Origin of the sequence: Enterococcus sp. AZ050, assembly GCF_051715085.1 — a bacterium.
Taxonomy (GTDB): Bacteria; Bacillota; Bacilli; order Lactobacillales; family Enterococcaceae; genus Enterococcus; species Enterococcus faecalis.
The window spans coordinates 738691-755115 of record NZ_JBIOTC010000001.1 but is presented as its reverse complement, the minus strand read 5'-3'; the positions used below and the strand labels follow the sequence as shown (position 1 = coordinate 755115).

Below are 16425 nucleotides of genomic sequence, written 5' to 3'. Positions count from 1 at the left end.
AGAAAATACTTGAAAAGCAAAAACGAAAAAAGCAGAAAAAGTCACACCTGGTGGGATCCTTGTAATCATTCTCTTAACTTTACTTGCGTTAATTACTTTGGTGCCTTTCATTTGGATGGTTTCAGCATCATTTAAAACAAACAATGAAGTTTTCACCATTCCAATTCAATGGATTCCTAAAAGTTGGCATCCAGAAAACTATTCCGTTATTTGGGAACGCATTCCATTGTTAACTTTCTTTAAAAATACGTTATTTTTAAGTATTGTGATTACGATTATTCAACTATTTACTTCAAGCTTTGCAGCATATGGCTTTTCAAAAATGAATTTTAGAGGAAGAGATACACTTTTTATTACGTACATCGCAACAATTGCTATTCCTTGGCAATCGTATATGATTCCACAATTTATTATGATGCGTCAATTAGGTTTGACTGACACGTTATGGTCACTTGTTTTATTACAAGCATTTAATGCATTTGGGGTCTTTTTACTGAAACAATATTACAGCAGTATTCCAGATTCACTATGTGAAAGCGCGCGGATTGATGGGTTAAGTGAGTGGGGAATTTATTGGAAAATTATTTTACCATTAACCAAACCAGCTTTAGCCAGTCTCACGATTATTACTTTTGTGAATACATGGAATGACTATATGGGACCTTTCATTTATTTATCTTCTACTGAGAATAAAACGATTCAGTTAGGTTTGAAAATGTTCGTCGGTTTATTTGATGCTGAATATGCCTTAATCATGGCCGCATCAGTGGTTTCTATTTTACCAGTAGGGATTGTCTTTTTAGCAATGCAAAAATACTTTGTTGAAGGTATTGCTACATCTGGAATGAAGAATTAGGAGGAAGTTTGAATGTTTACTAAGCAAACCTTTGATAATAATATCTATATGAAAATTTTTCGCTGGCTTTACATTTTATTTATCGGTAATCTAGGGCTTCTCTTAGTGAACATTCCTTTTTTCATAGCGGTGATTAGCTTAGACATTGATCCACGAAACCTCCCACTTTTTGTAGTAACGTTGCTGCCGATGGGGGCAGGGATGATTGCACTTTTAGGTTTAATCGATACTTTTAAAGAAGAAAAAGAGCTGGATCCGTTTAAAACTTTTTTCCAAAAGTTTCGTCAGTTTGGGTTAAGAGGCTTTCTTATCAGCTTGCTAGGCTTAGGAAGTAGCATCATCAGTGTGACAGATATATTCTTTTTTGCCAAAACAACGATTGGTAAATGGTTTATTCCATTGATGGTCCTTCTGCTAATTTTTGGGTTAGCTATTATGCTGAATGCTTGGTATTTTCAAGTACGAAACCCGCAAGCTTCTTTTAAAGATGTGTTTCGGATTTCAATTTACTATGGACTGCGGAAATGGTATGTCAGCTGTCTAAATGTTTTTTTACTATTCTCAATGTTTGCAATGATGTGTTTGAAGCCACAGTTTGGGTTTGTTGTAACCCCTGTCCTGTTCCTAGGGATTATTTATTTAAATACTGGGAAATTGCATGAAAAGCAAAAAAAGAATAAATAATTTTTACCTAATAAGTAATCTCGATTTTCAGGAAAATGAATGAAGGTGGGATTGCTTATTTTGTTCTTGCCTTGTTTATTAAAGTGGAGGGAGCGAACGAATGAAGAAAAAAATAATTATTTTAAGTAGCTTTTTGATAGGTGCTATTTTTGTGCTCGTTATTTTTACTACCAGCCAGCAAAGTATGATTAATAACGAAGCAATCCAAGTCGAAGAATTGATTGTTTATGGCGATAAAAATATGAATCGTGTAGCGAAGCAATTCTCTGATCAGAATAATTTAACTTCGTTTGGGAAAAATTTCTGGCGCAAAACGTATAACGGAAAATCACCCACTCAGGAACTACTGAAGGTTGCAACGAAGGATTTAGTACAACATAAAATGATTAAACAGCTGGCAACGGAGTTAGAAATAGCCCACTCACAAACATTTGGGCAAGAAAAAAAAGAATGGCAAGACCAAAAGAGCAGTTTAACGCTCTGGCAATTTCTAGATGCAAAAGATCAACAATTACAGGACCAAATAAAAGAGAAATTAATGGAGAAAGAAAAGCCAACGCAAAAAGAATTGCGGCAGGCCTTTGAGCAATTGGAGGATAAATATAAAAAGACCGATTACTTTATTGAAGCAATTGAAATTCCAACTTTTTCAGGTAAGCAAGCAGAATTAGAAAAAATAGCCGAAGCAATCTCTCCGAATCTATCTTATGAGGAGACGTTATTGGAGTGGCAAAATAAATTACCTAATCTTGTTATTGCATCGTATCAATTGAAGAGTGCAGAAATCCAAAAAGAGGATATTTATTCGTTGTCTGTTGGGGAGATTCTTAGTGAAAAAGCTGTTGGTACCGTGGTGGAAGGATACCACGAAAACCAATACTTTTATATTTTTAATAAGGAAGGAGGGCAACTTTTACAGTTTGAAGAAGCACCACAATTTGGCAAAAATGCCTATATCAACACATGCTACAAAGAGAAATTAGCTACGTATCAACAAGCAACCAAAGTAGACTTGTTGGAGAAAGACAGAGAAAAGTTTTTTCAAAATTATCAAAATAAAAACAGTTAAGGAGCAGAAAATGAGAAAAAAAGCGTATTTTAAAAGTGTAACCATTTTCCTTTCTATTTTGCTTGTTTTTTCCCAGCTTCAATTATTTAGTCTTCCTGCTTATGGGGAAACAGTGAGTGATCAACCGTTACTTTTTCGTTCAGTAGGTGTCGCTCAAAATGGGACGACCTACTATGTGGATGGGGAAGGAGGAAATAATGCCAATGATGGGCAGTCACCTGCCAGTGCTTGGCGTGATTTTGAAAAAGTGAATCAGACGGAGTTTCAGCCAGGCGACCATCTTCTGCTGAATGCGCAAAGTACCTGGAATAACCAATTGTTGCATCCAAAAGGGAATGGGACAGCGGCACAAAAGATTGTCATTGATTTTTATGATACGAATGACAAAGGAGAAACCATTTTTGAAACAACACGGCGTCCGATTATTAACGGTGGTGGCACCTACAGCACAGGGACTTTCAAACGTGCAATCTCAGGGGCCGTGCAGTTAGTGAACCAAGAATATTGGGATATTTCAAACTTAGAAGTGACAAATACACCAGAGCTAGATAATCTCGAAGGCTATAAGAAACCAGGAGATGCTCAAAGAGCGGGGATATTAGTCCTAGGATATGAACAAAATCGAACGTTCAATAGTGTCACGATACGGAATAACTATGTTCATGACGTTCAAACAGAATATTATTTGAATCTAAGTGGGAATACTGCAACCAAACGATTAAAAGCGGTAGGTGGAATTATTGTTTTAGGAAGTTGGTTTGATGAGAATGGCAATGTAGTAACGGCAGCCAATGATCATCGAACAACGACTGGATTTAATGATATTTTGATTGAAAATAATGTGATTCAACGAGTGGGACTTGAAGGAATTCGAACAAAAGCTGATTCAGATACCTCAAGAGCCAACACTTTCTACAAAACGTTTTCTAATATTACGATTCGTAATAACTATTTAGAAGATATTGCTGGCGACGGAATTGTCTTGTCAGAAGCCAAAAGTGGCGGTGTCGTCGAAGGAAATGTTGCTGTCCGAATGTGCAATGCCGATTATGGTACACAAAATTACGCGGGCGTTTGGGCAATGTCTGTAGATGACGGACTGTTCCAATATAACGAAGTATACGGAATCAAATATGGATTTAACGATGCCGAAGCTTATGATGTGGACATGCAGTCAAACAATGTTATTTATCAATATAACTATTCACATCATAATACTGGCGCTTTTTATTGCTTATGTCTGATCAAAAAAATTCGGTTATTCGTTACAATATCTCAGCTAATGACGGCGGTGGTAACCGAGGAACAGGTAAAGACAATCCAGGCGGAGCTGGTGGCTACAATTATAAAGAACAAAGCATTTTCCATTATTGGGTAAAAAATGATGGAGCGGCAATGCCAACTATCCACAATAATACGATTTATGTTGGCGACGGCATTTCAACGTCATTATTTGGTGAAGGAAATAGTTCTGACAACAGTGGTACAGTAGCCAATTTTTACAATAATATTTTATACAAAGAAGGTACCGGACAATTAAAATTCTTATCTAATTATCCAACAAATGGGACACAACCAATTGAACGTAAAATGGTCGATAATCCAGAAAAATATTTCAAAAATAATGTTATTTGGCCAAAAGAAATTGCTACAGAAAAAAGTGGTGCAACTGTTGAAAAATTAGTATCAAGTGGAAACATTTTTGAAAAACCACAATTAGAAATCACAGATAACCCTGAAAAAGTGAAAGAGTTGGCAGAGCAAGAATTTACGACATTGAAACCAACAAAAGATAATGTGGTTGAATTTACTTCCAAAGAACGCTTACGTCAGCGAGCACAAATGTTCCAATTAAAAGAAACCTCGCCAGCGATTGGTAAAGGCTTGTCGGAAGTGAACAGTGCGGCCGAAGACTTCTTTGGAAATAGCTTGAAAAATAAAGTTTTAGATATTGGTGCGCAACAAGCATCCACAATTGAAAAAAGTATTCGTTATCAAAATCAAGTGTTAGAAATTAGTTCGGCAACAGGTGTGTATCCTAATTTGCCAGAGCAAGTTGAATTAACGTACGAAGAAGTCGTTAATGAAGAAGTGGTTGCGACAGGCAAAAAAGAATTTAAGTTACAATGGGAAGCAATCCCTCAAGAAAAAATTAATACAGCAGGCACAGTTGAAGTTGCAGCAACAGTTATCGGCTTACCGATAGATGCTGTCAAAGTAACAGCCAAGGTCTCTTTTGAGGGTGAACTTGGTGAAGGAAAAGACACCGTTAAACTAAAAACAGCTCAAACTGCCTATGTTCAAAAGAGTGATGGTAACCGAGCATACTCTGCTATAGCAGGCGGTACCGCTGCCATTAGTTCAGGAGACGCCTATAAATATCCTTATGGAGTAAACTATACGGGCAATTACGCATTAAAATTAAAAAATGCTAGTTCTGCAGGGTATAATCGCCGGATTTACGTTGAAATTGATACACAAGAATTGAAGAACTATCAATCACTAAAAAGTGCCAATTTAGAACTAAATGTGATGCGTTATGATGTGTGGAATGGTGCTGGCAATACAAATGATGAACGTTTGAAAAATACGCAGTTCCAAGTAGATGTTTATGGAACAGATACTAATTGGATGAGTAACACCATTACTTGGAATAATGGTCCAAATAATTTAAATGTACCAAATGAAGAAGTTATTGCTCGACAATCTTTTACAAATAGTTCAATTATGAATAATCAAAATACAATCTCTATTGATATTAGTAACTATCTACGGAAGCTAATTCAAAGTGGTGAGACAATTCCAGCCAAGTTAAGTTTCTTATTAGCGATTACAGACAGTCGTTTGCCTGGTTATGATTCTGATAATGCTGGGTTTGATGCTTTTTCAAAAGAAGGCGCACAAAAGGCCTATCAAGACTTTTTAGCAGGCAAATTGACCTTGCCAACTGGTCAACAGCTAACAGAGGATAGTTTAGCTCCTAAAATTGTTTTATCGAATGTTTTCGAAGTCAAACATGAGTCGATTGAGGTTGCGACAGAAGCGGGTCAAGCCCCTAAACTACCAGAAAAAACAACTATTTTTTATTCGGATGGTTCACAACGAGAAGTGACTGTCAATTGGTCAGAAGTTCCAGCATCTTCTTATCAAAAAGAAGGAACATTCACTGTTGTAGGACGAGCAGCAGGTGTCTCAATGCCAATTATTGCCAATGTAAAAGTCACCGCTAAACATATTGTTGGATTCAAGGAATTGCCTACGCTGGATCGACTAACAGGCACCTCGCGAGGCGAACTGAATTTGCCAACTGAAGTAATTGCAAAATTAGATGATGGTAGCGAAACGAAATTGAAGGTTATTTCTTGGGATGACGATGTTAGTAATTATTCGCCAAGTAGCCCGCCAGGTACTTACCAGTTCCCTGCTGCAGTAGAAGAAAAAATAGGAATTGCGAATCCTGATGAACGAAAAATCTTCCAAGTCGTGCAAACTCATGCGATTCCTGAAAGAGTTCAATTTGCTACAGAAACAGCCACTATAAAATCAGGCGAAAATTATCAAATTCAATCTAAAGTGATTGGTCAAGCGCCGCACACAGAAACGGATGCTTGGAGCTCGCAAGTAACGTATGAGTTGGTTACACCAGATGCTGGCAATACAGTAAGTGTAGATGAGAACGGTCTGATTAGGACAGAAGCAACGACTGCTGCAGGAAATTATCAAATCAAAGTAACAAGCAAAGTTTTACCGGTAGTGACTGCACAATTTTCAATTAAAGTCACAAAATAAATAAACTGTTTGAAGAGACTGGAACAAGAATTGCTGTAGCTTGCAATCTTTCTAGTCTCTTCGATTATCTAGAATCAATAAATATTCTATTGCCTACTATTCATTCTTTTTAAAACAAGGTAAAATAATAAATGAAAGTAAACGATAAAGGTGTGTAGACAATGAATACTATCTTAACAGGTGATCGTCCAACTGGTAAATTGCACCTAGGACATTACGTAGGTTCCTTAAAAAAACGAGTAGAAATGCAAGCAGACCCTACAAATCAATTATTTGTCATGATTGCAGATTTACAAGCATTGACAGATAATGCAAAAAATCCCGAAAAAGTTTCAGCCAATGTTTTAGAAGTTGCTTTGGACTATTTAGCAGTTGGTTTAGACCCTACGAAAACAACAATTTTTATCCAATCGCAAATTCCACAGTTAGCTGAATTAACAATGTACTATCTAAATTTAGTGACCACGTCACGTGTTCGTCGGAATCCAACGGTCAAAGCAGAAATTGAGCAAAAAAAATTTGGCGAGGGTGTTCCGACAGGATTCTTTATTTATCCCGTTTCACAAGCTGCTGATATTACTGCCTTTCAAGCGAACTTAGTCCCAGTTGGGGAAGACCAAAAACCAATGTTGGAACAAGCGCAAGAAATTGTGCATAGTTTTAATCAGACGTACGGTGAAGTTTTAGTTAGACCGGAAGCTGTGTTACCACCAAAAGGCATGGGACGCTTGCCAGGAATTGATGGCAACGGAAAAATGAGTAAGTCTTTAGGTAATGGTATTTATCTTTCAGATCCAGCTGAAGTGGTTCAGAAAAAAGTAATGAGTATGTATACCGATCCAAATCATATTCGTATAGAGGACCCAGGACAAGTTGAAGGAAATATGGTCTTTACTTACTTGGATGTCTTTGGGAAAGAGAAAGAATATATTGAAGAATTAAAAGAGCACTATCGTCATGGCGGTTTAGGAGATGTGAAAATTAAACGTTACTTAATTGATGTCCTAGAAGAAGAACTCGCACCGATTCGTCGACGTCGTGAAGAGCTGGCTAAAAATCCAGAAGCGATTATGGAAATGTTGCATAAAGGAAGTCTTGCTGCTGAAAAAGTGGCAGCACAAACCTTAACAGAAGTCAAAAAAGCGATGGGAATTCAATATTTCTAAGCAATAAAAGAACTGGAACAAGTCAAAAGAAGAATGACTTGTTCCAGTTCTTTTTAAGTGGTTTGAAATTGACTATTATATAAGCTGGCGTAAAGAGTCGGAGCTTGTAATAGTTCCTGATGCGTTCCCTTTTCAATAATATCGCCATTTTTCATCACTAAAATTAAATCAGCATTTTCAATCGTGGATAATCGATGAGCGATAACGAAGCTTGTTCGATTTTCTGTGACAGTTTCCATCGCTTTTTGAATATGGGCTTCTGTTCGTGTGTCCACACTCGAAGTTGATTCATCGAGAATAACAACGGGCGGATTTGCTAAAATGATTCGGGCGATGGTTAATAACTGTTGTTGCCCTTGTGATAATGCACCATTTTCGCTAGAAATAATTGTGTCATATCCTTGAGGAAGGGTCCGAATAAAATGATCACATTGAGCAATTTTAGCCGCTTCAATTATTTCTTCACGAGAAGCGTCTTTTTTTCCATAGGCAATATTATCTGCTACGGTTCCTTCAAATAGCCAAGTGTTTTGTAATACCATGCCAAATAAATTTCTTAGATTTTGTCGAGAAAGTTTCGTAATATCAATCCCATCAAAAGTAATGGCGCCTTGATTTATTTCATAGAAACGCATCAATAAGTTGACTAATGTTGTTTTACCAGCGCCGGTGGGTCCCACAATGGCCACTGTTTTTTTCGGTTGAACAGAAAAATCAACATTCTTCATTAAAATTTTTTCTGGTGTGTAGCCAAATTGAACATTTTTAAATTCAATGGCTCCTTTAGGAGAAGAAATAGTTTCTAAATGAGTTGCTTCTGGCTGTTCATCAGCTTCATCTAAGATAACAAAAATCCGATCAATGGAAGCCATCGCTGCTTGAATTGAGTTAATGACATAAGAAGCGGTAGAAATCGGCTCAGAAATTTGGTTGATATATTGCAAATACGCTTGCAAGAAACCAATCGTAATACCACCAGATAAAACGAGCATTGCGCCTAAGATAGCACTGATAATAAAAGCCAACTGATTGATAAAACGAATAGCTGGATAAATCGCAAAATTTAGAAACTGTGCTTTTTTAAAGGCACGATAATGTTGTTGATTAACAGCAGCAATTGTTTTTTCAGCATTTTGCTGTTGATTAAAGGTTTTTGTGACCAAATTTCCTGCTAAATATTCTTCCATTTTATTATTTAATTGACCTAATTCAGCTTGACTTTGATCAGCAAACACCTTGTTTTTATTCGCAATTTTTGTCGTCATGAAAGTACTACCGCCAATTAGTAGCAACACTAAAATAGTTAATTTTGCATCAATATAGAACAACATAATTCCTGCAAAAAGGATAGTCACGACGGAAGTGAAAAATTGGTTGATGCCTGTTAAAAGAACTTGTGACAATTGGTTTAAGCCAGTTGTTGAACGACTAATGATATCGCCCACTTGGTGATTGTCAAAGAAGGCCATTGGTAAAGTTTTAAACTTTTTTGTCACTTCTTTTCTAATTCTTAAAGTAACCCGTTCGCTTAAAGAAGCCATTGCTCGTTCCTGGATAAAAGAAGTGATACTACTAATGATTGAAAAGAGAATTAAAAGTAAGACGGGACCTAAGAGTGCTTCTTCAACTAAAGGAAGTGTCATGCCTTTGAGTCCGACACGCTTGATCGCTTCTAAGAGGTTATCAATCCCGATTGCCATAATATAGGTCATGGCAACAATTAATAAGTTTCCAATTAAACTGCAGATCATTAGACCATAAAAGATTGGATGCTCAGGTTTAATCATTTTCCAGAAACGTTTAAAGCTTTGAAGATTCATTGTTTTTTTCATTGTATGGCTTGAAAAGAAAACTTTCTTTCAAGCAGTCACATCCTTTCTTTAATTACTTGGGTAAGATACCTTGCGATTTAGCAAAGTCTTGGTAATAGCTATTAGTGGTAAGTAAATCAGCGTGGGTGCCTTGACCAACAATCCTTCCTTCATCTAGGACGATAATATTGTCAGCGTTCATGATTGTACTTAACCGTTGAGCAACAATGAGTAAAGTTTTGTCCGCCATTTGTGCATGTAAAGCGGCACGTAGAGCGGCGTCAGTTTTGTAATCTAATGCGGAAAAGCTATCATCGAAAATATAAACGTCTGCCGGTTTGATTAAGGCTCGTGCAATACACATTCTTTGTTTTTGACCACCAGAATAGTTGGACCCGCCTTGTGCTACGAAACTTTCAATCCCTTGTGGTAAGGAATCGATAAATTCAGAAGATTGTGAAATTTCTAGTGCCGTTCTTATTTCTTCTGTAGTTGCTTTGGCATTTCCCATTAATAAGTTTGATAAGATTGTCCCACTGAAAAGAAAGGCTTTTTGTGGCACATAACTGATGACTTGGCGAATCGTTTGCTGAGATAATGAGCGGATATCTGTGCCAGAATAGCTAATCGTGCCGGCTGTGACCTCATTTATTCGTAAAAGTAACTTAACTAAAGTACTTTTACCAGCGCCAGTTGCACCAACAATCGCCGTTGTTTTTCCTTTAGGGATGACAAAACTAACATTTTCTAAAACAGGATCAGCTGTTTCTGTATATTGAAACGTGACGTGATCGAAGCAAATCAAGGCTTTCTCAGGATGATAAGCAATGGTTGCTTCAGTGTGAGGATCGCTAATTTCAATTTCTTCTGACAAAACTTCTTGCAAGCGATTCAAGGAAGCAACGGACCGTGGAATGACAACTAATACCATAGCCGCGATCATTAAGTAGGCCAAAGTTAGAAGCGTATATTCAATCACAGCTGTAACGGTGCCAATTTGTAGGGTGCCTACTGCAACTAAATTACCGCCAAACCACAAAATAGAGGCGTACACAACGCCCATTAATAAAAAGGCAACGGGAGTAATCCAAGCAAAGATTCGATTCACTTTACTCATGCGTTCAGCATAATTTTTAAATGTTTGATTGGTTCGCTGCTCTTCAAAGTCTTGATTATTGAACGCACGAATCATATTAATTCCAGTAAAGAACTCTCGTAAAGTCGTAGTAATTCGATCCATTTTTGGTTGAATTTTTAAAGATAAAGGGGTACCTTTTTTCATTAAAAAATAAACAACGACTAAGTAAAATACGATGGAAGCCAATGTTACCCAAGCGAGTGAAACTGAATAAGAAAATGTCATCACTAAGGCAAATAAACTAATAATAGGCGCTGGAAAGATTAATTGGCAAAATAGCACAATCATTGTTTGAACATTATCTACATCGTTGGTCATTCTAGTTAGCAAAGAATTTGAACCAAATTTATCAACATTTTTCATCGAGAATTGTTGAAATTTTTTAAAGAACAATCCTCTAACTTGAAAACCAAACTTAGCAGCTACTAAAGCAGACAAATAGCTAGAAATAATTGCGGCAATTGTTCCAATGAATGCCACAAGAAACATTTGTATGCCAATCGTTTTAATTACTTGTTGGTCACCGCTAACGATGCCCACATCAATCAACTTGCCAACTAATTTAGGGACGCCAAGGGTTCCTGCGATTTGCAAACAGATGGTTAAAGTTGTCGCAAGAACAATCCATTTATTTTCTTTAATAAACTCTTTCATTAATTTCATGAAATTTCCTCCTTAAACAATACCGTTTTAGCTGTTACAAAGAGTCATTGTACACGTTCAAGTAACTTGAATGTCAACAGTAGAAATGCTAAACTTTTTGATGGAGGGAACAGTATGGAAAAAAATTACACAATAAAAGATGTTTCTGAGTTGTTAAATATCCCTAAGTCCACGATTCGTTATTGGGACGAGCAAGGGTTGATTAGTACAACACGCAATGAAGAAAACGGATATCGAACCTTTGATTTAGAAGATTTGTTCAAAATATATGATATTGATTTTTATCGAAAAATGGGGATTCCTATCAAAGATATGTTGAATTTATATAAAAAGACTCCTACCGATCTCTATGCCACCATGGAAGCAACAGAAGAACAACTGGGGCAAGAAATAAAAAGGCTTCAGCATAAATACAAAGAAATCAAGAAAAGAAAATTACATTTACATGCGTTAATTGATTTAGAAACATTGGTTTTTTCAGATGAACCAATTCCTTTTGATAAAATTGTTGTTGTTGATATTGAGGATCCAGAAGAGATGAAAGTTTACATGGAACACATTTCAACTTTAGGTATTTACGGGGATTTAAGTGAATCCAATGAATTGACGTATGGGATTTGTTTGGCAAATCATGTGAATAAAAAAAGTTTAGACAAAGTGATTTGGCTCAAAGAACCAAGTAGCCAATACAAAGGCTTTATTTTAAAAGTCAATACACAAGATACCCGTTTGAATAATATCGAAGAAGTAAAAAAGCGTTTAGCAAAACAAGGATTTGAAACAGGCATCGTTGTCGGGGAGCATATCTTGACACAACTAGAAGAGGAAAATCAATATATTGAATATTATTATGGTTGGATTGAAATTTTAGGGGAAAAGTAAAACAATTAAAAAAAGGAACTAGCAATAGCAAATGTAGCTAAGCTAGTTTCTTTTTTTGGTAAATGTAATGAAAATTACATGAAAAAAGTTTTAGTTTTTAAAACAATTTAGAACGAATGTTATTAAAGGGAAAACAATAAAAAAATTACTCTTAAAGCTAGAACTTACCTATATTTGTATTTTTTTAGGGAAAGTCAATATATTTGCTTCATATAAAACGTGTTATTTAATTCGCTATTTTTTGTTGAAATATCGGGTTTTTTTCTTTTTTTAGCTAATATAATGTGTTACTTTTTGATTATAAGGAGAAACGGAAAATCGTACGTTAAAAAAAGTTGTTGTAGCTAAATAAAGAAAGAATTGAAGGTTGAAAAGTATTTTATGGAGGTGGATATTGAGAAACAATTAGTAATTGTAAAAGTTGTTTGAAGATGATTTGTTTAAGTAAATGAAAAGAACGAAGGAGAATGTAAATGAATAGAGCAGTTAAAAATTTTGTGAGTTACCTTATGATTACCATGCTGTTTATTTTAAATTTGTTACCAATGATGAACGCATTTGCTCAAGAAGTAACAAGTGATGCTGAGAATACTGTTGAAAAAGACGGGCTCAAAGTAATAGGGAAAATAGAAGATACATCGTCTCAAGAAGATATTAAAACGGTCACTTACGAAATAACAAATACACGAGATGTACCAATCAAAAATCTCATTTTAAAACAAAAAAATAACAATGATAGTCCAATCAAATTTGTATTAGATACTTTAAGCGAAGAGCGAGGACCTACGTCTTTAGAAGAACAAGCAAAGGTTGAAACAAATAAGAAAGATCAAACAACCGATATTAAACTGCTTAACCTTCAACCAAATTCGACAAGAAAGATTACCATAAATGGGCAAATAACTACAAAAGCGTCGAGCAAGTTATTGGTCAGCGTACTAATAGAAGATAATGAAAAAGGAACACTAGTAATTGATTTACCTAATAAATATATGCTAGCAGATAAAGAGTCGGTTTCGAAGGAAAAACAGGAAACTTCAGAAACAAAAGTAGAAAATCAGGCAAACGAAACAGCCTCTTCTACAAATGAAATGACCGCAACTACTAGTAACGAAACAAAGCCTGAAGCAGGAAAGGCGACAGAAAGTATTCAAGAGACAGCACTAACGCAGGCTACCGAAAGTCCTGAGCAACCTCCATTAAAGGCGCAACCTACTGGTCCGTTAGTGCCACCAACACCTGGTCGGGGGTTTAATACACCGATTTATCAAAGCGTTCATAAAGGAGAACTTTTTTCAACGGGAAATACCAACTTAAAAATTGCGAATGAAAATACGGCGGCTGCACAAACATTTTTAAACACACGAGGAGCAAGTAGTGGTTATGCAATTAACAATTTTCCTTTAGAATTTGCAGATGTTGACAATGATCCAAATACGTATAACTCTAGTCGGGCTTATATTGATTTAAATGGTGCAAAAGAGATTGCTTGGGCGGGCTTATTTTGGAGTGCATCTAGATATAAAGGCCCTGCTTACGGAACAAATCTTTCTGATGAAGAAATTAGTGCACCAGTTCAATTTACTACACCAAATGGAACCGTACAGCGTGTTTCGCCCCAAAGGTACCATCGTATCGATCAAGATGCAACAAACCCAGGACAACGTTTCGGGTACAATAATACTGGATTTTCTAATTATGCAGATGTAACTTCAATTTTACAAGGGGATAAAAGTGCGACAGGAAGTTATACGTTAGCAGATATTCCTATGACAAGTAGTTTAAATGGTCAATATCAATATTATAACTTTAGTGGTTGGAGTTTGTTTGTTGTTACAAAGGATCAGGCAAGTAAGTCAAGAGCTTTTAGTATTTACTATGGAGCACGTGGCAATGCTGCTGGAACTAATAATGAATTTACTATGAGCAACTTTTTAACAGCAAAACAAGGAAATCTTGATCCAATTGTGACCTGGTTTACTGTTCAAGGAGATAAATACTGGACTGGAGACAACGCACAAATTAAAAATAGCGCAGGAATTTGGGTAAATATTTCGAACACGCTCAATCCAGTTAACAATGCTATGAACGCAACTGTGACAGATAACGATGAACATATGGTAGATAAGTATCCAGGAAAATTTGCGCCGGATCATCCTAATTTTTTAGATATTGATATCGATCGTATGGCAATTCCCGAAGGTGTTTTAAATGCTGGACAAAACCAAATTAATTTTAGAACAACAAGTAGTGGTGACGATTATTCTACGAATGCGATTGGTTTTGCTGTAAACGCAGAAACACCTGAATTTGAAATTAAGAAAGAAATTGTGGAACCAAAAGAAACTTACAAAGTTGGTGAAACGATCACGTATCGTGTATCACTAAAAAATACAAAAGCTGATTCAGAAGCGATAAATTCAGTCTCGAAGGATGCACTAGATGGTCGCTTAAATTATTTGCCAGGCTCTTTAAAAATTATTAGTGGACCAAATTCTGGTGAAAAAACGGATGCTTCAGGCGATGATCAAGCTGAATATGATGAAACCAATAAACAAATTATAGTCCGTGTCGGCAATGGTGCAACTGCTACACAAGGAGGTAGCTACAAAGCTGATACAGCTGAAACAATTTACGAATTTAAAGCGCAGATAAATGAACGAGCAAAAGCAAATGAATTAGTGCCTAATAGCGCAACAGTTGAGGCAGTAGATATTTTAACATCTGCAAAAGTCAACGAAACTTCTAATATAGTAGAAGCAAAAATTGCGGACGAACAAGTAACTGGCAAATTAACCGCTATAAAAACCGTTAATAACGCCAAACCCAAACTAGGCGAAACTATCGAGTACACCATCAGCTTCCGCAACACCATCGAAAACAGTGTCCTAAACAAAGTAGTTATCACAGACCAACTACCAAAAGGACTGACGTATGTCAAAGATAGCCTAACAAGTATCGGTGATGAACCCCAGCCAACAAGCTTGAAAGAAGCTAACGGCACAATCACAGCGGAATACCCAAGTATCACCGATACGAAAGAACGGAGTATTCGTTTCAAAGTGATCGTTAACGAAGAAGCCAAAGCGGGCGAAACAATTCTCAACAAAGCCAAAGTAGATGACACAGTCAATCCACCAGAAGAACCAGAGGTGCCCATTACACCCGAAGAACCAATCACACCTCGAGTAAAAGAAGGCAAACTAACCGCAACAAAAACCGTTAATAACGCTAAACCAAAACTAGGAGAAGCAATCGAATACACCATCAGTTTCCGCAATACCATCGAAAACGGCGTCCTAAACAAAGTAGTTATCACAGACCAACTACCAAAAGGACTGACGTATGTCAAAGATAGCCTAACAAGTGTCGGTGATGAACCCAAGCCAACCAGCTTGAAAGAAACCAACGGCATAATCACGGCGGAATACCCAAGTATCACTGATACAAAAGAGCGGAGTATTCGCTTCAAAGTGATTGTTAATGAAGAAGCCAAAGCGGGCGAAACAATTCTCAACAAAGCCAAAGTAGATGACACAGTTAATCCGCCCGAAGAACCAGAGGTGCCTGTGGTACCAGAAACGAACGCAGGCAAACTAACCGCAACAAAAACCGTTAATAACGCCAAACCAAAACTAGGCGAAACTATCGAGTACACCATTAGCTTCCGCAACACTGTCGAAAACGGCGTCCTAAACAAAGTAGTTATCACAGACCAACTACCCAAAGGACTAACGTATGTCAAAGATAGCCTAACAAGTGTTGGTGATGAACCAAAACCAACCAGCTTGAAAGAAGCCAACGGCACAATCACAGCGGAATACCCAAGTATCACCGATACAAAAGAGCGGAGTATTCGTTTCAAAGTGATCGTTAACGAAGAAGCCAAAGCGGGCGAAACAATTCTCAACAAAGCCAAAGTAGATGACACAGTCAATCCACCAGAAGAACCAGAGGTGCCCATTACACCCGAAGAACCAATCACACCTCGAACAAAAGAAGGCAAATTAACCGCTACAAAAACCGTTAATAACGCCAAACCAAAACTAGGCGAAACTATCGAATACACCATCAGCTTCCGCAACACTGTCGAAAACGGCGTCCTAAACAAAGTAGTTATCACAGACCAACTACCCAAAGGACTGACATATGTCAAAGATAGCCTAACAAGTGTCGGTGATGAACCAAAGCCAACCAGCTTGAAAGAAGCTAACGGCACAATCACAGCGGAATACCCAAGTATCACCGATACGAAAGAACGGAGTATTCGTTTCAAAGTGATCGTTAACGAAAAAGCCAAAGCAGGCGAAACAATTCTCAACAAAGCCAAAGTAGATGACACAGTCAATCCACCATAAGAACCAAAG

General features: G+C 36.9%; 8 protein-coding genes and 1 pseudogene. 7 read left to right on the top strand and 2 right to left on the bottom strand.

Going from position 1 to position 16425, the window contains the following annotated elements:
• Nucleotides 1-55 precede the first annotated feature (55 nt).
• The 5 genes and pseudogenes from IGJ04_RS03650 to trpS all read left to right on the top strand — a co-directional run bounded on the left by IGJ04_RS03650 (nt 56) and on the right by trpS (nt 7564).
• Nucleotides 56-856, top strand: coding sequence for a carbohydrate ABC transporter permease (locus IGJ04_RS03650; protein ID WP_425279518.1), 801 nt, complete (start codon nt 56-58; stop codon nt 854-856).
• A 12-nt stretch (nt 857-868) separates the two neighbouring features.
• On the top strand, nt 869-1540 hold the full coding sequence (locus IGJ04_RS03645; protein ID WP_002400811.1) for a hypothetical protein: 672 nt from the start codon (nt 869-871) through the stop codon (nt 1538-1540).
• A 100-nt stretch (nt 1541-1640) separates the two neighbouring features.
• Nucleotides 1641-2609, top strand: coding sequence for a hypothetical protein (locus tag IGJ04_RS03640; RefSeq protein ID WP_002400810.1), 969 nt, complete (start codon nt 1641-1643; stop codon nt 2607-2609).
• A gap of 10 nt (nt 2610-2619) precedes the next feature.
• A pseudogene (locus tag IGJ04_RS03635) lies at nt 2620-6398 on the top strand (Ig-like domain-containing protein).
• 161 nt (nt 6399-6559) lie between these two features.
• Nucleotides 6560-7564: a tryptophan--tRNA ligase gene (trpS, locus tag IGJ04_RS03630; protein WP_002356846.1), complete on the top strand. Its 1005-nt coding sequence runs from the start codon at nt 6560-6562 to the stop codon at nt 7562-7564.
• Between the two features lie 53 nt (nt 7565-7617).
• Here trpS and IGJ04_RS03625 read toward each other — a convergent pair whose 3' ends face one another.
• Together IGJ04_RS03625 and IGJ04_RS03620 are read right to left on the bottom strand one after the other, a co-directional pair.
• A complete protein-coding gene (locus IGJ04_RS03625; protein ID WP_438839913.1) occupies nt 7618-9396 on the bottom strand; it encodes an ABC transporter ATP-binding protein in 1779 nt (592 codons plus the stop codon).
• Nucleotides 9397-9448: 52 nt separating this feature from the next.
• Nucleotides 9449-11176 (bottom strand): ABC transporter ATP-binding protein, encoded by a 1728-nt coding sequence (locus IGJ04_RS03620; RefSeq protein WP_033594907.1) that lies wholly within the window; start codon nt 11174-11176, stop codon nt 9449-9451.
• Nucleotides 11177-11242: 66 nt separating this feature from the next.
• Here IGJ04_RS03620 and IGJ04_RS03615 point away from each other — a divergent pair, with 66 nt between their 5' ends.
• Both IGJ04_RS03615 and IGJ04_RS03610 read left to right on the top strand, forming a co-directional pair.
• On the top strand, nt 11243-12058 hold the full coding sequence (locus tag IGJ04_RS03615; RefSeq protein ID WP_002395516.1) for a MerR family transcriptional regulator: 816 nt from the start codon (nt 11243-11245) through the stop codon (nt 12056-12058).
• Between the two features lie 473 nt (nt 12059-12531).
• Nucleotides 12532-16416, top strand: a complete 3885-nt coding sequence (locus IGJ04_RS03610) for an isopeptide-forming domain-containing fimbrial protein (RefSeq protein ID WP_438839912.1) — start codon at nt 12532-12534, stop codon at nt 16414-16416.
• The last annotated feature ends 9 nt before the right edge of the window (nt 16417-16425 follow it).

Bases quoted from the DNA above. Each gene is read 5' to 3' on its own strand.
- IGJ04_RS03645 (WP_002400811.1), top strand. From the start codon at position 869: ATGTTTACTAAGCAAACCTTTGATAATAATATCTATATGAAAATTTTT.
- IGJ04_RS03640 (WP_002400810.1), top strand. From the start codon at position 1,641: ATGAAGAAAAAAATAATTATTTTAAGTAGCTTTTTGATAGGTGCTATT.
- trpS (WP_002356846.1), top strand. From the start codon at position 6,560: ATGAATACTATCTTAACAGGTGATCGTCCAACTGGTAAATTGCACCTA.
- IGJ04_RS03625 (WP_438839913.1), bottom strand. From the start codon at position 9,396: ATGAAAAAAACAATGAATCTTCAAAGCTTTAAACGTTTCTGGAAAATG.
- IGJ04_RS03620 (WP_033594907.1), bottom strand. From the start codon at position 11,176: ATGAAATTAATGAAAGAGTTTATTAAAGAAAATAAATGGATTGTTCTT.
- IGJ04_RS03610 (WP_438839912.1), top strand. From the start codon at position 12,532: ATGAATAGAGCAGTTAAAAATTTTGTGAGTTACCTTATGATTACCATG.